Origin of the sequence: Pseudomonas sp. IT-347P, assembly GCF_949768005.1 — a bacterium.
Lineage (GTDB): Bacteria > Pseudomonadota > Gammaproteobacteria > Pseudomonadales > Pseudomonadaceae > Aquipseudomonas.
This window is the reverse complement of record NZ_CATKPQ010000002.1, coordinates 85,326-104,660: the sequence shown is the minus strand read 5'-3', so window position 1 is coordinate 104,660 and position 19,335 is coordinate 85,326. Positions and strand designations below refer to the sequence as shown.

Genomic DNA, 19,335 nt, shown 5'->3' with positions numbered 1-19,335 from the left:
AACGCCCATCCTTGAAACGCCGTCGAACAGCGGCGTTGAAAGTATCCAGCTAATAAAAAGCCCCTTAAAAGGGGCTCCTTAAACTGGTTGCGGGGGCCGGATTTGAACCGACGACCTTCGGGTTATGAGCCCGACGAGCTACCAGACTGCTCCACCCCGCGACAAAGCTGGGGCGGAAGTATACGACCGATCCCTTATAGGGTCAATGTAACCTTCCACCTGCAAGAAAGCCCGCAACAGCGGGCTCTCCTGACTAATTGGTACCGAGAAGGGGACTCGAACCCCTACACCCTATGGGCACAACCACCTCAAGGTTGCGTGTCTACCAATTCCACCACCTCGGCAAAACTACGTTGAAACCCTTCTTACTTCTGCTCTTGAGCTGGAGGTACGTCAGTCGCTGGAGTAGCCGACTTTTGCTCTTGAAGCACCGGGACATCATCAGAAGCCGGTTGTTGTTGCTTAGGTACTTCCAACACTGCTGGATCTGGCAAACCTGCTTGAGTCAGCTGATGAGCCTTCTCTTTAGCAAAGTATCCTAACCCCAAGCTGGTTATGAAGAAACCGGCGGCAAGTATAGCAGTAAACTTACTAAGAAAGGTAGAGGAACCTTGGCTTCCGAACACAGTATTTGAAGCACCTGCTCCGAAAGACGCGCCAGCGTCCGCACCCTTACCCTGCTGCAGCAAAACCAGAGCAACTACGCCCAATGCACCCAGCAGATGAAAAACGACTACGACTGTTTCCAGCATTTTTTCAGTTTCCCGCGGCGCGACAAATCGCACCGAACTCATCTGCATTCAGGGAAGCTCCACCAATGAGCCCCCCATCGATATCCGGCATGCCGAACAGTTCGACCGCATTGGCCGCCTTCACGCTGCCGCCGTATAGAAGCCGCACACCTCGTGCGACTTCAGAATTCTCTGCCGCCAACTGCTCGCGAATGGCTTTATGCACATCCTGAGCCTGTTGCGGCGTTGCAGTCAGTCCGGTACCAATGGCCCAGACAGGCTCGTAAGCGATGACTGCCTTGGCAAAGGCACCTACACCCAGCTCCTCGATGATGCTGCCCAGCTGACGCCCGACAACCTCAAGAGTTTTCCCGGCTTCACGCTGCTCAAGGGTTTCCCCCACACACAACACCGGAATCAAGCCACATGCCTGTGCCGCTGCGAACTTGCGATTCAGCATCCCGTCTCGCTCGCCCATTATCTGGCGGCGTTCGGAGTGCCCGACAAGCACCAGGGAACAACCTGCATCCACCAACTGACTCGGTGCAATTTCACCGGTCAATGCACCTTGCATGGACTCCACCGCAGAATTCTGCGCGCCGACCGAGATCGACTTGCCTTTCAAGCCATCAATCACTTGATTGATATACAAGCAAGGCGGGAATACCGCGACATCAACACCGCTTGGCAAGGCCAGATGACGAAGGCCGTTGATCAGCTCAGCGACGCTGGCGCGGGTACCGTGCATCTTCCAGTTACCAGCTACCATAGGGCGACGCATGCTGTACCTCGTCGGTCAAAGTGGGCGCAGATGTTACCCAACACAATCATGGCTTGCAAGCCGTATCAGGCAGAAACTTCAGTTACCAGTTTTGCCAGTTCTTCGGCATAGCTGCGAACCTGGGTTTCGTCCTCGCCTTCGACCATTACACGCACCAACGGCTCTGTACCGGACTTGCGCAACAACACCCGACCACGCCCCGCCATTGCCTGGGTGACGCGCGCGCTGGCCTCCTTGACAGCAGGATGCTCCAGCGGACTTTCGCCACCGCCGAAACGCACATTGATCAGTACTTGAGGGCACTTGCGCAATGCCTGACGCGTTTGCGCCAAACCTTCATTGCGAGACTTCAGCGCCATCAACACCTGCAAGGCCGCAATGATCGCATCACCGGTCGTAGTGTGATTGAAGCAAACGATGTGTCCGGAATTTTCGCCGCCAACCTGCCAATTGCGCTCAAGCAGCTCAGCGATCACATAGCGATCACCTACATTGGCACGAATAAACGGAATCGAAAGATCCGCCAGGGCCAACTCCAGCCCCAGGTTACTCATCAGCGTACCAACGACACCGCCCTGCAGCTTGCCCCGCTCATGCAGATCACGGGCAATGATGAACAACAATTCGTCACCGTCGACGATGACACCCGTGTGATCAACCATCAAAACGCGATCGCCATCACCATCGAAAGCAATACCTAGATCGGCATGCTCAGCCAATACCGCAGCCTGCAGCTGATCCATATGGGTCGAGCCGCAGTTTTCATTGATATTCAAACCGTTTGGCTGTGCTGACAGGACAACGACTTCCGCCCCCAACTCGCGGAAGACGCTCGGAGCCACCTTATAGGTCGCACCATGCGCACAGTCGATGACGATCTTGAGGCCGGAAAAACTGGTGCCCGTTGGCACACTGCTCTTGCAGAATTCGATGTAGCGACCCGATGCATCGTTGATTCGCGAGACCTTGCCGATCTTGCTCGACTCGACCACAGCCATCGGGGTATCGAGCAGCTCTTCGATCATCAACTCCAACTCGTCCGGCAACTTGGTGCCTTTACCGGAGAAGAACTTGATGCCGTTATCGTCATGCGGATTGTGCGAAGCACTGATCACGATACCGGCCTCAGCCTGAAACGTACGCGACAGATAGGCGATGGCCGGCGTCGGCATAGGGCCCAGCAGCATCACATCAGCCCCCGCCGATGTCAGACCGGCCTCAAGTGCCGACTCGAACATATAACCGGAAATCCGCGTGTCCTTGCCGACCAGCACCTTGCACGCGCCCATCTTGCGGAATGCCATTCCGGCAGCCCAGCCGAGCTTGAGCATGAAGTCAGGAGTAATCGGGTATTCACCGACTCGACCACGAATGCCGTCAGTACCAAAGTATTTCTTGCTCATAAGTGCTCCATCATTCTTATTCGGCTGATTCCACGGCCGCAATCATACGGACCACGTCTACCGTTTCCGCTACATCATGGACGCGCAATATACGCGCACCTTTCACCGACGCCAGCGCAGCCAGTGCCAAGCCACCATGCAGCCGCTCACCGACAGGACGATTCAAGGCCAGCCCGATCATGCTCTTTCGAGAAACCCCCACAAGCAAGGGCCTGCCCAACGCATGCAGGGCTTCCATGTGCTTGAACAAGCTTAGATTGTGCTGAAGGGTTTTGGCGAAACCGAAACCCGGGTCGAGAATGATCCGTTCCGCCGGAATACCCGCCGCTGCACATTGCGCGATGCGCTCAGCCAGAAAATCACCAACTTCGCGCGTAACGTCCTGATAATGCGGATTGTCCTGCATGTCTCCGGGCTCACCGAGCATATGCATGAGGCACACCGGCAAACCGGTAGCCGCCGCCGCATCCAGCGCACCATCGCGCTGCAGTGACCGCACATCGTTGATCAGCCCGGCACCCAACCGCGCAGTTTCGCGCATGACGGCTGGCGTAGAGGTATCCACCGAGATGATCACATCAAGTTCGCGATTGATCAGCTCAACAATCGGCGCCACACGCTCGAGCTCTTCAAGTGGAGAGACTGCTCGCGCCCCGGGACGGGTGGATTCGCCACCAACATCAATCAGCGTCGCACCCGCCGCAACCATTGCTGCGGCGTGGCGCAGGGCCGCGTCGAGCTGGCTGTATCGGCCGCCGTCGGAGAAAGAATCAGGGGTTACATTGAGAATACCCATGACATGCGTCTGGGCTAAATCAAGAACCCGGTTGCCGCAAGGCAACCGGGTCAGGGACTGTACAGAAGTCATTTCAAACCTTAAACGTCAGCAGCCGGACCGCCAATCGGTGTTTCCGGACGCTCGTCACGAACCACCGGCGGTGGTGGCGTACCAGTGCCACCCGACCAGTCACGAGGCTCACGCGGTGTACGACCCGCCATGATGTCGTCGATTTGTTCAGCGTCGATCGTTTCGTACTTCATAAGCGCGTCAGCCATGGCATCGAGCTTGTCACGGTTGTCCGTGAGGATTTGCTTGGCGGTGCCGTAGCACTGGTCGATGATGCTGCGCACTTCGGAGTCGATCAGCTTGGCTGTCTCACCGGAGAAGCTGGCAGCCTGACCACCACCGCCACGACCGAGGAACACTTCACCTTCTTCTTCGGCGTACATCAATGGACCGAGTTTTTCCGACAGCCCCCACTTGGTGACCATGTTTCGCGCAATCTGACTCGCACGCATGATGTCGTTGGAAGCACCGGTTGTTACACCGTCGAAGCCCAAGGTCATTTCTTCCGCGATACGACCACCGTACAACGAGCAGATCTGACTGATCAGTGCACGCTTGGACAGGCTGTAGCGATCTTCTTCCGGCAGGAACATTGTCACACCCAGTGCACGACCGCGCGGAATGATCGACACCTTGTAGACCGGATCATGCTCAGGCACTACGCGACCCACAATGGCGTGGCCAGCTTCGTGATAAGCAGTGTTCTGTTTTTCTTTCTCGGACATGACCATGGATTTGCGCTCGGCACCCATCATGATCTTGTCTTTCGCCAGTTCGAACTCTTTCATCTCGACGATGCGCTTGCCGCTACGAGCAGCGAACAGCGACGCTTCGTTGACCAGGTTGGCCAGGTCAGCACCGGAGAAGCCCGGAGTACCACGCGCAATCACGGCCGGAGCGACGTCGTCACCCATTGGCACCTTGCGCATGTGAACCTTGAGGATCTGCTCGCGACCACGGATATCCGGCAGACCGACCACAACCTGCCGGTCGAAACGGCCCGGACGCAGCAGCGCAGGGTCAAGGACGTCTGGACGGTTGGTTGCAGCGATAACAATGATGCCATCGTTCATTTCGAAGCCGTCCATCTCAACCAGCAACTGGTTGAGGGTTTGCTCACGTTCATCGTGACCGCCACCCATGCCGGCGCCACGATGGCGACCAACAGCGTCGATTTCGTCGATGAAGATAATGCAAGGAGCGTGCTTCTTGGCCTGTTCGAACATATCGCGAACACGGCTGGCACCGACACCGACGAACATCTCGACGAAGTCAGAACCGGAAATGGTGAAGAACGGCACCTTGGCTTCGCCGGCAATCGCCTTGGCCAACAAGGTTTTACCGGTACCCGGAGGACCGACCATCAACACGCCACGCGGAATGCGCCCGCCCAGACGCTGGAACTTGCCCGGATCACGCAGGAACTCAACGAGTTCGCCGACTTCTTCTTTGGCTTCGTCGCAACCGGCAACGTCAGCCAGAGTGGTCTTCACCTGATCTTCGGAGAGCAGGCGCGCCTTGCTCTTGCCAAAGCTCATCGGCCCGCCCTTGCCACCGGCGCCGCCCTGCATCTGGCGCATGAAGAACATGAACACCGCGATGATCACCAGAATCGGGAAGCTGGCTACCAGCAACTGGGTCCAGATACTTTGCTGCTCAGGCTGCTTGCCTTCAACCACAACGTGGTTGTCGACCAGGTCGCCGATCAGGCCATTGTCCTGGATTGCCGGACGAATGGTCTTGAAGCTGTCGCCATCGTTGCGCTTGCCGGTAATCACATAACCATCAACGGCTACGCGCTCGACCTTGCCATCCTTGACCTGCTGGATGAAGTCGGAATAGTTGAGGGTCTGCGGCTCGTTAGGGCTGGAGAAGTTGTTCATCACCGTCACCAGGACAGCCGCGATGATCAACCACAGGATCAGATTCTTTGCCATATCGTTCAATTAACTACCCTCTGAAGCAAGCTCCGCTACTGGCGCGCGCTTCGCATGATATTCACCGGCCTAACTTACTACATTACCTACGACTCTGGCAGGCGCCGTCTGTAACCCTTTGTGAAACACTTTCTACACAATATTCGCTTATGCACGCGGGGCGAAATACGAAAAACCTATCGCCCCACCCAAAAACCTCGTTTTACTCACTACGGCCGCGGTAACCCCAAGCCAGCATGTACTGCTCACGGGAGCTGCCACGGGACGAGTCTGGCTTGATCATCTGGATCTTGTCGAATTTCCGACGAGCATCCTTCAGGTAAACATCAAACCCTTCGCCCTGAAAAATCTTGATCACGAAATTTCCACCCGGCTTGAGTATCCGCTCCGCCAGATCAAGTGCCAACTCGCAAAGAAACATGGCTTTTGGCATATCTACTTCAGGCGTACCACTCATATTGGGGGCCATATCGGAAATCACAAGGTCCACCTGTGAATTACCCACGGCTTCGAGAATCCTTCCGAGCACTTCATCCTCGGTGAAATCACCCTGAATGAAAGTCACGTCCGGAATGCTGTCCATCTCCAGGATATCCGAAGCGATCAGACGCCCCTGACCACCGATCAGGCGGCTAGTGACCTGCGACCAGCCGCCGGGCGCGGCGCCCAGGTCGACAACGCTCATGCCAGGACGGATCAGTTTGTATTTCTCCTGGATCTCCAGAAGCTTGTAGCTCGCACGCGAGCGGTAGCCATCCTTCTGCGCTTGCTTCACATAAGGATCGTTGACATGTCGTTTCAGCCAACCAAGGCTTGTCTTGGAACGCGCCATTGGGCACCTCGATGATAAGGGTCGTGATTAATTGGGCGGATCCACGAGCCCTCGGGTAAAATGGCCGCCATTTTACAGAATCCAGACGAAAGGGTCAGATTATGCCGCTCACTCCAGAGCAGAAGAAACAGTACAAATCCATTGGCCACCACCTGAAACCCGTTTTGACGGTGGCGGACAACGGTTTGACCGAGGGTGTTTTAGCCGAACTCGAACGCGCACTGGCGGATCACGAGCTGATCAAGATCAAGCTCAACATCCTCGATCGCGAGTCACGCCTGGCGCACATCGCAGAGCTGTGCAAGGCTGGCAAAGCAGACCTGGTACAGGTCATCGGCAAGATGGCACTGGTTTATCGCAAGAACTTCAGCGTCAACAAGCAGCTGTCGAACGTTCATCGCTTCAAGTGATGACAAGGGTCAAGGGTGTGCTTCGCGCACCCTGCCACTCCATCCCGGCACGGGCTGCATCACCAGCACCAGCCCGGAAAACCCCAGAACCAGATAACTGAACACCTGCCAGCGCTGCGCATCCGGCCAGCCGACACGCACTGCGACATACATCGCACACGCATACAACGCCATCAGCAGCACCTGCCCGCGAAAATCCCGCCATAGACTGGCAAGGCCCTCGGCCTGTACCAGCACCAAAGCCTGAAATATCACGCAGGCGGCGGCGAAACCCACCACCAGCACTTCGAATGCACTGGCCACCTCATCGATCAGCAGCGGTGCCAGGCCAATCTTGCCCAACGCCGGCTGCAAACCGAGATGAATCAGCCATAGACCGCCAACCCAAAGCATCTGGGTCAGTTGCCAAAGCATGGCGCCCGCATGCAGAGGGCGCCCTTTTTCAGATGTGACGGACTTCGACAATCTCGTACTCGATCACGCCGCCTGGCGTTTTCACGGCGACCACATCGCCCTCTTCCTTGCCAATCAAGGCACGGGCCAAAGGCGAGCCGACCGAAATCTTGCCGAGTTTGAAGTCAGCCTCATCCTCACCCACGATGTGGTAAGTGACGCTTTCGTCAGTCTCGACGTTGGCGATTTCGACGGTGGTCCCGAAAATCACTTTGCCGGTGTGCGGGATGGTCGTGACATCGATGATGACCTGATTCTGAATCCGGCCTTCGATGTCACGAATCCGCGCCTCGACCATGCCTTGCTGTTCGCGGGCGGCATGGTATTCAGCGTTTTCTTTCAAGTCGCCCAACTCGCGGGCCGTACCGATATCCTGGCTGAGCTTAGGACGGACGACCTTGGTCAGGTGAGCGTGTTCCTCTTCCAGGGCTTTGGCGCCCTGGACGGTCATTGGGTATTTGATCATGCCTTCAATCCTGCGTGTAGATCCTGCAAGCGGCGCACGGTCTTCTCGGGACCGAACTTCAGCGCTTCACAGATAGCTTCGCCAGCAGCAATGGTGGTGGTGCAGTAAATCTTGTGCTGCAAGGCATTACGACGAATGGAGTAGGAATCAGCGATCGACTGACGACCTTCGGTGGTGTTGATGATCAGGGTGACTTCGTCATTCTTGATCATGTCGACCACGTGCGGACGCCCCTCGGTCACCTTGTTCACACGGCGCACTTTCAGGCCTGCCGCTTCGATCAGCTTGGCAGTCCCGGCAGTGGCGACCACTTCGAAGCCCAAGTTGATCAGATCACGGGCTACGCCTGCAACCAGTGGCTTGTCGTCATCGCGCACACTGATGAATGCGGTACCGCCGGTCGGCAGCACTTCGCTGGCACCCATCTGGGCTTTGGCAAATGCTTCACCGAAGGTGTCGCCCACGCCCATCACTTCACCGGTCGACTTCATCTCTGGGCCGAGAATCGGGTCTACGCCCGGGAATTTCGCGAACGGGAATACCGCCTCTTTCACACTGTAGAAGTTCGGGATGATTTCTTTGGTGAAGCCGATTTCTTTCAGAGTCTTACCGGCCATCACGCGGGCAGCGATCATGGCCAGGGAGACACCGATACACTTGGACACGAACGGCACGGTACGGGAAGCGCGCGGATTGACTTCGATGACGTAGATGTCTTCGCCTTGCAGCGCCAACTGCACGTTCATCAGGCCGACAACGCCCAGCTCCAGGGCCATTTTCTTGACCTGTTCGCGCATCTCGTCCTGGATGTGCGCTGGCAGCGAGTAAGGCGGCAGCGAGCACGCGGAGTCACCAGAGTGAACGCCCGCCTGCTCGATGTGCTGCATGATCGCGCCGATCACCACGTCTTTGCCGTCGCAGACCGCATCCACGTCCATTTCAATGGCGCAGTTGAGGAAGTGGTCGAGCAGCACCGGGCTGTCGTTGGACACTTGCACTGCGTCACGCAGGTAGCGCTTGAGCTCGTCTTCCTTGTAAACGATTTCCATCGCGCGGCCGCCCAGTACATAGGACGGACGCACCACCAGCGGATAACCGATTTTCGCGGCAGCACGAACCGCTTCGTCTTCGCTGCGCACGGTGGCGTTTGGCGGCTGACGCAGGTTCAGACGCTCAACCATTTGCTGGAAGCGCTCACGGTCTTCAGCACGGTCGATCGCATCAGGGCTGGTGCCGATGATTGGCACGCCAGCAGCTTCCAGGGCACGAGCCAGTTTCAACGGAGTCTGGCCGCCGTACTGGACGATCACACCTTTCGGCTTCTCGACGCGGCAGATTTCCAGCACGTCTTCCAGGGTCACCGGCTCGAAGTACAGACGGTCGGAAGTGTCGTAGTCGGTGGAAACGGTTTCCGGGTTGCAGTTGACCATGATGGTTTCGTAGCCGTCTTCGCGCAGAGCGAGGGCAGCGTGAACGCAGCAGTAGTCAAACTCGATGCCCTGGCCGATACGGTTCGGACCGCCACCCAGAATCATGATCTTGTCGCGACCCGACGGCGCGGCTTCGCACTCTTCCTCGTACGTCGAGTAGAGGTAAGCGGTGTCGGTGGCGAACTCGGCGGCGCAAGTGTCAACGCGCTTGTAGACCGGGAACACCTCCAGCTTTTGACGGTGCGTACGCAGGTTTTTCTCGGTCACGCCCAGCAGCTTGGCCAGACGCTGATCGGAGAAGCCCTTGCGCTTGAGCTTGAACATCAGGTCGCGGTCGATCGCGGACAGACCGAGGGTCTTGACCTTCTCTTCGTCCTTGATCAGATCTTCGATCTGCACCAGGAACCACGGGTCGATCATGTTCATTTCGAAGATTTCTTCGACGGTCATGCCGGCACGGAAAGCGTCCGCCACGTACCAGATACGCTCGGCGCCCGGCACCGTCAGCTCGCGCTTGAGCACGCTCATGCTTTCCGGGTTGCTCAGGTCGAGCTTCTCGTCCAGACCGCAAACGCCCACTTCCAGACCGCGCAGGGCTTTCTGCAGGGATTCCTGGAAGGTCCGGCCGATGGCCATGACTTCACCGACCGACTTCATTTGCGTGGTCAGGCGTGCGTCGGCCTTGGCGAACTTCTCGAAGGCGAAGCGTGGCAGCTTGGTCACAACGTAGTCGATCGACGGCTCGAAGGACGCCGGGGTTTTGCCGCCGGTGATGTCGTTCGACAGTTCGTCGAGGGTGTAACCCACAGCCAGCTTGGCGGCGACTTTGGCGATCGGGAAACCGGTGGCTTTCGAAGCCAGCGCCGAGGAACGCGATACACGCGGGTTCATTTCGATCACGACCATGCGGCCAGTGTTCGGGCAGATACCGAATTGCACGTTGGAACCGCCCGTCTCGACGCCGATCTCGCGCAATACCGCCAGCGAGGCGTTACGCAGGATCTGGTATTCCTTGTCAGTCAGGGTTTGCGCAGGAGCCACGGTGATCGAGTCACCGGTGTGCACGCCCATCGGGTCGAAGTTTTCGATCGAGCAGACGATGATGCAGTTGTCCTTTTTGTCGCGGACAACTTCCATTTCATACTCTTTCCAGCCGATCAGCGATTCGTCGATCAGCAGCTCTTTGGTCGGCGACAGGTCCAGACCACGGGCGCAGATTTCTTCGAACTCTTCACGGTTGTACGCGATACCGCCACCGGTGCCGCCCATGGTGAAGGACGGACGAATGATGCACGGGAAACCGAGGGTTTCGAGAACCGCGTTGGCTTCTTCCATGCTGTGGGCGATACCGGAGCGCGGGCACGCCAGGCCGATGGATTTCATCGCCTTGTCGAAACGCGAACGGTCTTCAGCCTTGTCGATGGTGTCGGCGTTGGCGCCGATCATTTCTACGCCGAACTTCTCCAGAACGCCTTCGCGCTCCAGGTCCAGGGCGCAGTTCAGAGCGGTCTGGCCGCCCATGGTTGGCAACACGGCATCCGGACGCTCTTTTTCGATGATCTTGGCAACGGTCTGCCACTTGATCGGCTCGATGTAGGTAGCGTCGGCCATGTCCGGGTCGGTCATGATGGTGGCCGGGTTGGAGTTCACCAGGATGACGCGGTAACCCTCTTCGCGCAGGGCTTTACAGGCCTGGGCGCCGGAGTAGTCGAATTCGCAGGCCTGGCCGATCACGATCGGGCCAGCGCCGAGAATCAGGATGCTTTTAATGTCTGTACGTTTTGGCATGGGTTTGTCACTCAAATCCGCAGGTCAGTCGGCAAGCCGTCTTGATCGATTTCTGAAGTCTCGAAGGGGCCGCCGGTATCGGGGCCGCCCTCGAGGGCTTCTCTCTACAGTCTCAAGGCGAACGCTTAGCGTCGCTTGGCCATCTCGTTGATGAAGCGGTCGAACAGTGGCGCGACATCGTTCGGGCCCGGACTCGCTTCAGGGTGACCCTGGAAGCTGAACGCGCTCTTGTCGGTGCGCTCGATGCCTTGCAGGGTGCCGTCGAACAGCGATTTGTGGATCGCACGCACGTTGGCTGGCAGGGTTTCTTCGTCTACCGCGAAGCCGTGGTTCTGGCTGGTGATCATCACCACGCCAGTGTCCAGATCCTGCACCGGGTGGTTGGCACCGTGGTGGCCGTGGCCCATTTTCAGGGTCTTGGCGCCGGAGGCCAACGCCAGCAACTGGTGACCGAGGCAGATGCCGAATACCGGAATGTCGGTTTCCAAGACTTCCTTGATCGCCGTGATTGCGTAGTCGCATGGCTCCGGATCACCAGGGCCGTTGGACAGGAACACGCCGTCCGGCTTCAGCGCCAGTACATCAGCGGCAGGCGTCTGGGCAGGTACCACGGTGACGCGGCAGCCGCGCTCGACCAGCATGCGCAGGATGTTGACCTTGACGCCGTAGTCGTAGGCAACTACGTGGTACGGCAGCTCGGAAGCGTCGATGGTCGCGTGGCTGTCGGTCTTCAGATCCCAGACAGTCGAGCGCCATTCATATTGAGTCTTGGTGCTGACGACTTTCGCCAGATCCATGCCCTTCAGGCCCGGGAAGCCTTGCGCAGCGGCGATTGCCGCTTCTTCGGAGATGTTGTCGCCGGCCATGATGCAGCCGTTCTGTGCGCCTTTTTCACGCAGAATGCGGGTCAGGCGACGGGTGTCGATACCGGCGATGGCCACGACGTTGTTGGCTTTCAGGTAATCGGACAGGGACATCGTGTTACGCCAGTTGCTCGCTACCAGCGGCAGATCACGGATGACCAGACCAGCGGACCAGACGCGGTCGGACTCGGCGTCTTCCGGCGTGGTGCCGGTGTTGCCGATGTGCGGGTAAGTCAGGGTAACGATCTGTTGGGCGTAGGAAGGATCGGTAAGGATTTCCTGATAGCCGGTCATTGCGGTGTTGAACACCACCTCACCAACGGTTTGACCGTCGGCTCCAATGGCTTCGCCGCGAAAAATGCTGCCATCAGCAAGGGCAAGTATGGCTGGCTTAGTCAAGAAGACCTCCCGTAAATAACGCATGAAAGGGCGATCGCAGGTTGTAAAAAAGCGGAGTGACGTATGGACACGTCACCCCGCTTCTTCACTGAATTATTCTGCGCGCTTTTAGTGGACACACTAAAGCTGTAGCTTACAGAAAAAGGCTTTTTTGGTCCACCGCTAAAGAGCCTAAAAGGCCGGAGAATGCGACAGGTCGTCGCCGAGCGGAGAAAAACCAGCGCAAACAGGGGGTTTGCGCCGGGTTCAGCAATGAATCAACGCAGGTCGAGCACGTCTTGCATGTCGTACAGACCCGGCTCGCGACCGTCCAGCCACAACGCCGCACGCACCGCGCCCTTGGCGAACGTCATGCGACTCGACGCCTTGTGCGTAATCTCCAGACGCTCACCTTCGCAGGCAAACAGCACGGTGTGATCACCCACGACATCACCGCCGCGCACGGTTGCAAAACCGATGGTTTCACGCTCGCGGGCGCCGGTATGACCTTCACGACCGTAGACCGCCACTTTCTGCAGATCACGATCCAGCGCACTGGCAATCACTTCGCCCATGCGCAACGCGGTACCCGACGGCGCATCGATCTTGTGCCGGTGATGCGCTTCGATGATTTCGATATCCGCCTCATCACCCAGCACGCGCGCCGCCATGTCCAGCAGCTTCAGCGACAGATTGACGCCGACACTGAAGTTGGCCGCGAACACGATAGGAATGTCCTTGCCCGCCTCAACCAGCAATTGCTTCTGCGCAGCGTCCAGCCCGGTGGTGCCGATAACCATGGCCTTGCCTGCCTTGCGGCAGAACGCGAGGTTTTTCAGCATCACCTCCGGCAGGGTGAAGTCGATCAGCACATCGAATTCTTCAGCGACCGCCTCGATATGCCCGGACAGCGGCACGCCGATACGACCCAGCGAGGCCAGCTCACCGGCATCGACGCCGATCAGCGTGCTGCCAGGACGAACCACCGCGGCGGTCAAACCGGTCAGCGGCGCGCGCTGCTGCACGGCCTCGACCAGAATCTTACCCATGCGCCCAGCAGCGCCCATCACAGCTATACGTCGCATGCCGACTCCTTACAGATCGCCGAAGAAGCGCTTCACACCGTCAAACCAACCGGTGGTTTTCGGCGAATGGCTGTTGTCGTCGGCCAGCGAGCTGCGGAATTCTTCCAGCAGTTCGCGCTGACGACGGTTCAGATTCACCGGCGTTTCCACCGCAACGCGGCACATCAAATCGCCCGCGCCACCGCCACGCACCGGCGCCACGCCTTTGCCGCGTACACGGAACTGCTTGCCAGTCTGGGTGCCTTCAGGGATTTTCAGTTTGACGCGACCGTCGAGGGTCGGAATTTCCAGCTCGCCGCCCAAGGCTGCATCAACGAAGCTGATCGGCACTTCGCAGAACAGATGCTTGCCATCGCGCTGAAAGATGTCGTGCTCGCGCACGTTGATGACGACATATAGGTCGCCCGTCGGGCCGCCCTGCGTACCCGCTTCGCCTTCGCCGGAGAGCCGAATGCGGTCGCCGGTATCGACGCCGGCCGGCACTTTGACCGACAGGGTTTTGTATTCTTCAACACGGCCGTCACCGTGGCAGGAATCGCACGGATCGGAAATGATCTTGCCCTGGCCATGGCAACGCGGGCAGGTTTGCTGCACCGAGAAGAAGCCCTGCTGCATGCGCACCTGACCGATGCCGCCGCAAGTCGGGCACGTCGATGGCGACGAGCCTTTCTTCGCGCCGGAACCATCGCACGGCTTGCAGTTGACCAGTGTCGGAACGCGGATATTCACGGTCGTGCCGCGCACCGCTTCTTCCAGATTCAGCTCCAGGGTGTAGCGCAAGTCGCTGCCACGCTGAGCGCCGCCACGGGAACCACCGCGACCGCCACCGAAGAAATCACTGAAGACATCGCCAAAGATGTCCGAGAAGTTCTGCCCACCGAAACCGGCACCGCCGCCGCCCATGCTCGGGTCGACACCGGCGTGGCCGTACTGGTCGTACGCTGCGCGCTTGCTGGAATCGGACAGCACTTCGTAGGCCTCATTGGCCTCTTTGAACATGTCTTCCGACGCTTTGTCACCGGGATTACGGTCCGGGTGGTGCTTCATCGCCAGGCGACGGTAGGCCTTTTTCAGGTCCGCTTCGCTTGAGCCGCGCTCAACACCCAATACTTCGTAATAGTCACGCTTTGCCATAAGTTCTTTGCACTCTTGAGGACGTCCGGCAAACCCCTCCTGAGGATCGCCAAACTCGTTGAGCCCCAATACAGGCCCGGACCCAACTCACGTCAATTCAACGATCCTGGTCTTTGTTTCTTGCGGTACTTGCGGCACGGAAAGCAGGAGCATTCCCGGCCATACCAGCAACACGCGAAGCTTGTCGCATGCTGTAAAAATTCACGTATTCCAGATACGCCAACGCGGGAGCAAGCTCCCGCGCGGCGACATCCTACCAGTCACCGCCGCAAGGCAGTCAACCGGGCGACCAACAACTTACTTGTGGTCTTTGACTTCTTCGAACTCTGCATCGACAACGTCGTCAGCCTTCTCGGCCGATTCGCCTTGCGGGGCTGCGCCATCAGCTGGCTGAGCCTGTTCGGCATACATCTTCTGAGCAACCGGAGCGGAGACTTTCGACAGCTCTTCAACCTTGGCTTCGATAGCAGCCTTGTCGTCGCCTTTGACAGCGGCTTCCAGAGCAACCACAGCAGCTTCGATTGCGGTCTTCTCTTCGGCGGTGACCTTGTCGCCCGCGTCAGCGACCATCTTGCGAGTCGAGTGAACCAGTGCGTCACCCTGGTTACGGGCAGCGGCCAGCTCTTCGAACTTGCGGTCTTCCTCAGCGTTGGCTTCGGCGTCACGCACCATGCGCTCGATTTCTTCGTCGGACAGACCGGAGTTGGCCTTGATCACGATCGACTGGGTCTTGCCGGTCGCCTTGTCTTTCGCACCAACGTGCAGGATGCCGTTAGCGTCGATGTCGAAGGTCACTTCGATCTGCGGTACGCCACGTGGAGCTGGTGGAATGTCGGCCAGGTCGAACTTGCCCAGGGACTTGTTCTGTGCGGCTTGCTTGCGCTCACCCTGCAGAACGTGAATGGTCACAGCGCCCTGGTTGTCGTCGGCAGTCGAGAACACTTGCGATTTCTTGGTAGGAATCGTGGTGTTTTTCTCGATCAGCGCAGTCATCACGCCACCCATGGTTTCGATACCCAGGGTCAGCGGGCTGACGTCGAGCAGCAGAACGTCTTTCACGTCGCCGGCCAGAACGGCACCCTGAATCGCAGCACCCATGGCCACAGCTTCGTCCGGGTTAACATCCTTGCGAGCTTCTTTACCGAAGAAATCAGTAACCAGCTTCTGTACCAGCGGCATACGGGTCTGACCACCGACCAGGATCACGTCGTTGATCGCGCCAACGTCAATACCCGCGTCTTTCATGGCGATGCGGCAAGGTTCGATGGTGCGCTGAACCAGGTCTTCCACCAGTGCTTCGAGCTTGGCACGCGAAATCTTCACGTTCAGGTGCTTAGGACCGGTCGCGTCGGCAGTGATGTACGGCAGGTTGACGTCGGTCGACTGAGCGGACGACAGCTCGATCTTGGCTTTCTCAGCGGCTTCTTTCAGGCGCTGCATGGCCAGCGGATCACCCTTGAGGTTCATGCCGCTTTCTTTCTTGAATTCGTCAACGAGGTAGTCGATCAGACGAATGTCGAAGTCTTCACCGCCGAGGAACGTGTCACCGTTGGTGGCCAGTACTTCGAACTGGTGCTCGCCATCAACTTCAGCGATCTCGATCACGGAAACGTCGAAAGTACCGCCACCCAGGTCATAAACGATCACGGTGTGATCGCCCTTGGCCTTGTCCATACCGTAAGCCAGTGCAGCTGCGGTTGGTTCGTTGATGATACGTTTTACGTCCAGACCCGCGATGCGGCCGGCGTCTTTGGTCGCCTGACGCTGGCTGTCGTTGAAGTAGGCCGGAACGGTGATCACCGCTTCGGTCACGGTCTCGCCGAGGTAGTCTTCGGCGGTCTTCTTCATCTTCTTCAGGATTTCAGCCGAGATTTGTGGCGGCGCCATTTTCTGGCCGTTCACTTCAACCCAGGCGTCATTGTTGTCAGCCTTGACGATCTTGTAAGGGACCATCTGGATGTCTTTCTGCACAACTTCTTCGTCGAAACGACGACCGATCAGACGCTTTACTGCGTACAGGGTGTTGTGCGGGTTGGTCACGGCCTGACGCTTGGCCGACTGACCTACCAGGATTTCGCCATCGTTGGCGTAAGCGATGATCGACGGCGTGGTACGCGCGCCTTCAGCGTTTTCAATAACTTTTGCTTTGCCGTTTTCCAGCACGGAGACGCAGGAGTTGGTAGTCCCCAGGTCGATACCGATAATTTTGCCCATGTTCACTCTCCCGAAACTTTGGATTTTTTTGCCGCAGCAGTGGTGGCTAACTGCGGTAATACTTAAACGCTTGACTTCTAAATGGGGGCCTTGCGACTAATTTCAAGCCTTCTCGTCAATCGAAGGCGAAATTGGCGCAGGCGCCTTGCTGACCACAACCATGGCCGGACGCAAAAGGCGACCGTTGAGTTGGTAGCCCTTCTGAAACACCTTCAGAACACTGTTCGGTTCTACGTCGGCGCTTTCCTGCATCGCCATCGCCTGATGGTGAACAGCGTTGAACGGTTCGCCATGTGGATCGATCGCTTCAAGCTGATAACGCTTGAGGGTGTCGTGGAACATTTTCAGCGTCAGCTCGATGCCTTCGCGCATCGGACGGATGCTTTCGTCGTCCGGGTTCGACAGCTCAAGGCCGCGCTCCAGACTATCGACGATCGGCAGCAAGTCGCCGGCGAATTTTTCCAGGGCAAACTTGTGCGCCTTTTCAACGTCCTGTTCGGCACGACGGCGGACGTTCTGCAGATCGGCAGCTACGCGCAGAGATTGATCTTGCGCTGCGGCCAATTGCTCTTCGAGCACTTGCACACGGGTCGCCAGGTCATCACTCGAACCTTCCGGCGCCTGAGGGGCATCTGGGTTTTGCGTATCTACTGTCTGTTCGTCAGCCATAGAATTCTCCTTTCAATTTCGTCCGCGAGCCTGACTCGCGCTTCTGTGCCGATATATGGGGCCGCAAAATCAGGCTTCAAGGGCCTGCAAAAATTAACCCTACAAAAAAGTGCCGCTTTCTCATTCCTCAATGCGCTAAGAAGATTTTTGATTCAAGCGAATCGAGCTAAGGCAAGGCATTGTCAGCCCGAAACAAAACACTGTATAAATAACCAGACCTCAAGCTTGGGAGCGGCTTTTATGCTGGTGCACCTGTCCGTACATAACTACGCCATCGTTGAACATCTCGATCTCGAACTTGATCGCGGGATGAGCGTGATCACGGGTGAAACCGGCGCCGGCAAATCGATCATGCTCGACGCGCTGGGCCTGACCCTCGGTGATCGTGCCGACAGCGGCGTGGTGCGTCCCGGCGCCGACAAGGCCGACATCCTCGCGACTTTCGATCTGGCTGATATTCCCGAAGCCAGCGCGTGGCTGGCCGAGCGTGACCTGGAGACCGATGGCCCGTGCATTCTGCGCCGGGTGATCACCTCTGAAGGTCGTTCGCGCGGCTACATCAACGGCACGCCCTGCCCGCTCGGCGACCTCAAGTCATTGGGCGAGTTGCTGATCGATATCCACAGCCAGCATGAACACCAATCCCTGCTGAAAACCGATACCCATCGCCGCCTGCTGGATGAGTACGCCGGCGCTACCGACCTGGCCCGCCAGGTTCAGCTCGCCGCCCAGCGCTGGCGCCAGACTCGTCAGGAGCTGGAGCGTCTCTCCAATTCCGGCGACGAACAACGCGCCCGTCATCAATTGCTGAGCTATCAGCTTGAAGAGCTGGAAAACCTCGGCCTCGGTGAAAACGAGCTGGAGCAACTGGAGCAGGAACACAAAAACCTGACCAATGCCGAAACCTTGCTGGGCATTTGTCGGCAAGTGGTCGAGCAATGCAGCGAAAGCGATTCCGGCAATGTATTGAATGCACTGACCGCCAGCCTCAATCGCCTGTCGAGCGTGAACAATTCCGTTGGCGCACTGGGCGAAGCCAGCAGCTTGCTGACCAGTGCGCAGATCCAGGTCGAAGAGGCCGTTGGCGAACTCAATCGCTTCCTCGACAACTTCGATGCCGATCCGGCGCGCCTGCAATATCTGGAAGAGCGCCTCGACGCCATCTATACCTTGGCGCGCAAGCACCGGATTCAACCCACCGAAGTCGGCGAAATGCAGCAGAAGCTGCTGGATGAGATCGAAACCCTCAATGCCAACGACGAATCCATCGAGCGCCTGGGTGAAGAGCTGGCCTCCTACGCCCGCCATTATCAAGAGAAGGCGCGGGAACTGAGCGATTTGCGTCATCAGGCCGCTGGCAGTCTCGCCAGTGCGGTTGAGCAGGAGATTCAGCGACTGGGCATGCCAGGGGGGCGCTTCACCATCGAATTGAAGGCCAACAGCAGCGACGAGTTATTGCCCAACGGGCTGGAACAGGTCGAATTGCTGGTCAGCGCCAACCCGGGCCAGCCGCTGAAGGCATTGGCAAAAGTCGCTTCGGGTGGTGAGCTGTCACGAATCAGCCTGGCCATTCAGGTGATCACCGCCCAGACATCTCGTGTTCCGACGCTGGTATTCGACGAAGTGGACGTTGGCATCGGCGGCCCGACCGCGGAGATTGTCGGCCAACTGTTGCGTCGTCTCGGGGATCGCGGCCAGGTACTGACCGTCACGCACTTGCCGCAAGTGGCCGCGCAAGGCCATCAGCATCTGTTCGTGCACAAAGTGCGTGGTGAAGAGGCAACACACACCGCCGTTTCCAAACTGAGCAAGAACGACCGTATAGAAGAAGTGGCGCGGATGCTCGGCGGTATTGACCTGACCAAGGAATCCCTGGCCCACGCGAAAAAAATGGTGGTTACCGCCAAGGTTTAG

16 protein-coding genes and 2 tRNA genes are annotated in these 19,335 nt (G+C 58.0%); 2 read left to right on the top strand and 16 right to left on the bottom strand.

The features are described 5' to 3' along the window. Positions 1-84: 84 nt before the first annotated feature. The 8 genes from ACM6IV_RS01410 to rlmE form a co-directional block, all read right to left on the bottom strand. A tRNA-Met gene (locus ACM6IV_RS01410) sits at positions 85-161 on the bottom strand. A 97-nt stretch (positions 162-258) separates the two neighbouring features. Next, positions 259-344 (bottom strand) — tRNA-Leu (locus ACM6IV_RS01405). 21 nt (positions 345-365) lie between these two features. Further along, positions 366-752, bottom strand: coding sequence for a preprotein translocase subunit SecG (gene secG / locus ACM6IV_RS01400; RefSeq protein WP_027610782.1), 387 nt, complete (start codon positions 750-752; stop codon positions 366-368). Between the two features lie 4 nt (positions 753-756). Then, on the bottom strand, positions 757-1,512 hold the full coding sequence (tpiA, locus tag ACM6IV_RS01395) for a triose-phosphate isomerase (RefSeq protein WP_103303202.1): 756 nt from the start codon (positions 1,510-1,512) through the stop codon (positions 757-759). A 65-nt stretch (positions 1,513-1,577) separates the two neighbouring features. Beyond that, a complete protein-coding gene (glmM, locus tag ACM6IV_RS01390) occupies positions 1,578-2,915 on the bottom strand; it encodes a phosphoglucosamine mutase (protein WP_414868431.1) in 1,338 nt (445 codons plus the stop codon). 16 nt (positions 2,916-2,931) lie between these two features. Further along, positions 2,932-3,783: a dihydropteroate synthase gene (gene folP, locus ACM6IV_RS01385; RefSeq protein ID WP_414868430.1), complete on the bottom strand. Its 852-nt coding sequence runs from the start codon at positions 3,781-3,783 to the stop codon at positions 2,932-2,934. Between the two features lie 8 nt (positions 3,784-3,791). After that, entirely contained in the window at positions 3,792-5,699 is a 1,908-nt protein-coding gene (gene ftsH, locus ACM6IV_RS01380; RefSeq protein WP_016986501.1) for an ATP-dependent zinc metalloprotease FtsH, read from the bottom strand. Between the two features lie 202 nt (positions 5,700-5,901). Beyond that, positions 5,902-6,531 carry a 23S rRNA (uridine(2552)-2'-O)-methyltransferase RlmE gene (gene rlmE, locus ACM6IV_RS01375; RefSeq protein WP_277760540.1) on the bottom strand — a complete coding sequence of 210 codons (630 nt, stop codon included), beginning with the start codon at positions 6,529-6,531 and terminating at the stop codon, positions 5,902-5,904. Positions 6,532-6,632: 101 nt separating this feature from the next. Between rlmE and ACM6IV_RS01370 the strand changes: the two genes are divergently transcribed. Then, a complete protein-coding gene (locus ACM6IV_RS01370; RefSeq protein ID WP_008088326.1) occupies positions 6,633-6,941 on the top strand; it encodes a YhbY family RNA-binding protein in 309 nt (102 codons plus the stop codon). A 9-nt stretch (positions 6,942-6,950) separates the two neighbouring features. On the opposite strand, the gene ACM6IV_RS01365 is transcribed toward ACM6IV_RS01370, so the two are convergent. From ACM6IV_RS01365 to grpE, 8 genes are all read right to left on the bottom strand, one after another. After that, a complete protein-coding gene (locus ACM6IV_RS01365) occupies positions 6,951-7,355 on the bottom strand; it encodes an MFS transporter (protein ID WP_150749592.1) in 405 nt (134 codons plus the stop codon). A 28-nt stretch (positions 7,356-7,383) separates the two neighbouring features. After that, positions 7,384-7,860, bottom strand: a complete 477-nt coding sequence (greA, locus tag ACM6IV_RS01360; RefSeq protein WP_122843107.1) for a transcription elongation factor GreA — start codon at positions 7,858-7,860, stop codon at positions 7,384-7,386. Further along, positions 7,857-11,078 carry a carbamoyl-phosphate synthase large subunit gene (carB, locus tag ACM6IV_RS01355; protein WP_414868429.1) on the bottom strand — a complete coding sequence of 1,074 codons (3,222 nt, stop codon included), beginning with the start codon at positions 11,076-11,078 and terminating at the stop codon, positions 7,857-7,859. Before carB ends, greA begins: the two co-directional genes overlap by 4 nt. A gap of 125 nt (positions 11,079-11,203) precedes the next feature. After that, on the bottom strand, positions 11,204-12,340 hold the full coding sequence (carA, locus tag ACM6IV_RS01350; RefSeq protein WP_414868428.1) for a glutamine-hydrolyzing carbamoyl-phosphate synthase small subunit: 1,137 nt from the start codon (positions 12,338-12,340) through the stop codon (positions 11,204-11,206). Positions 12,341-12,597: 257 nt separating this feature from the next. Further along, complete coding sequence (gene dapB / locus ACM6IV_RS01345; protein WP_008088318.1) at positions 12,598-13,404, bottom strand: 4-hydroxy-tetrahydrodipicolinate reductase; 807 nt, start codon at positions 13,402-13,404, stop codon at positions 12,598-12,600. Between the two features lie 9 nt (positions 13,405-13,413). Beyond that, entirely contained in the window at positions 13,414-14,538 is a 1,125-nt protein-coding gene (dnaJ, locus tag ACM6IV_RS01340; RefSeq protein WP_311996398.1) for a molecular chaperone DnaJ, read from the bottom strand. Between the two features lie 297 nt (positions 14,539-14,835). After that, positions 14,836-16,752 carry a molecular chaperone DnaK gene (gene dnaK / locus ACM6IV_RS01335; protein WP_414868427.1) on the bottom strand — a complete coding sequence of 639 codons (1,917 nt, stop codon included), beginning with the start codon at positions 16,750-16,752 and terminating at the stop codon, positions 14,836-14,838. Positions 16,753-16,854: 102 nt separating this feature from the next. Next, complete coding sequence (gene grpE, locus ACM6IV_RS01330) at positions 16,855-17,421, bottom strand: nucleotide exchange factor GrpE (RefSeq protein WP_414868426.1); 567 nt, start codon at positions 17,419-17,421, stop codon at positions 16,855-16,857. Positions 17,422-17,661: 240 nt separating this feature from the next. On the opposite strand from grpE, the gene recN reads away from it, so the two are divergent. After that, positions 17,662-19,335 (top strand): DNA repair protein RecN, encoded by a 1,674-nt coding sequence (gene recN / locus ACM6IV_RS01325; RefSeq protein WP_414868425.1) that lies wholly within the window; start codon positions 17,662-17,664, stop codon positions 19,333-19,335.

Coding starts and splice junctions, on each gene's coding strand:
- secG (WP_027610782.1), bottom strand. CDS start 752: ATGCTGGAAACAGTCGTAGTCGTTTTTCATCTGCTGGGTGCATTGGGC.
- tpiA (WP_103303202.1), bottom strand. CDS start 1,512: ATGCGTCGCCCTATGGTAGCTGGTAACTGGAAGATGCACGGTACCCGC.
- glmM (WP_414868431.1), bottom strand. CDS start 2,915: ATGAGCAAGAAATACTTTGGTACTGACGGCATTCGTGGTCGAGTCGGT.
- folP (WP_414868430.1), bottom strand. CDS start 3,783: ATGACTTCTGTACAGTCCCTGACCCGGTTGCCTTGCGGCAACCGGGTT.
- ftsH (WP_016986501.1), bottom strand. CDS start 5,699: ATGGCAAAGAATCTGATCCTGTGGTTGATCATCGCGGCTGTCCTGGTG.
- rlmE (WP_277760540.1), bottom strand. CDS start 6,531: ATGGCGCGTTCCAAGACAAGCCTTGGTTGGCTGAAACGACATGTCAAC.
- ACM6IV_RS01370 (WP_008088326.1), top strand. CDS start 6,633: ATGCCGCTCACTCCAGAGCAGAAGAAACAGTACAAATCCATTGGCCAC.
- ACM6IV_RS01365 (WP_150749592.1), bottom strand. CDS start 7,355: ATGCTTTGGCAACTGACCCAGATGCTTTGGGTTGGCGGTCTATGGCTG.
- greA (WP_122843107.1), bottom strand. CDS start 7,860: ATGATCAAATACCCAATGACCGTCCAGGGCGCCAAAGCCCTGGAAGAG.
- carB (WP_414868429.1), bottom strand. CDS start 11,078: ATGCCAAAACGTACAGACATTAAAAGCATCCTGATTCTCGGCGCTGGC.
- dapB (WP_008088318.1), bottom strand. CDS start 13,404: ATGCGACGTATAGCTGTGATGGGCGCTGCTGGGCGCATGGGTAAGATT.
- dnaJ (WP_311996398.1), bottom strand. CDS start 14,538: ATGGCAAAGCGTGACTATTACGAAGTATTGGGTGTTGAGCGCGGCTCA.
- dnaK (WP_414868427.1), bottom strand. CDS start 16,752: ATGGGCAAAATTATCGGTATCGACCTGGGGACTACCAACTCCTGCGTC.
- grpE (WP_414868426.1), bottom strand. CDS start 17,421: ATGGCTGACGAACAGACAGTAGATACGCAAAACCCAGATGCCCCTCAG.
- recN (WP_414868425.1), top strand. CDS start 17,662: ATGCTGGTGCACCTGTCCGTACATAACTACGCCATCGTTGAACATCTC.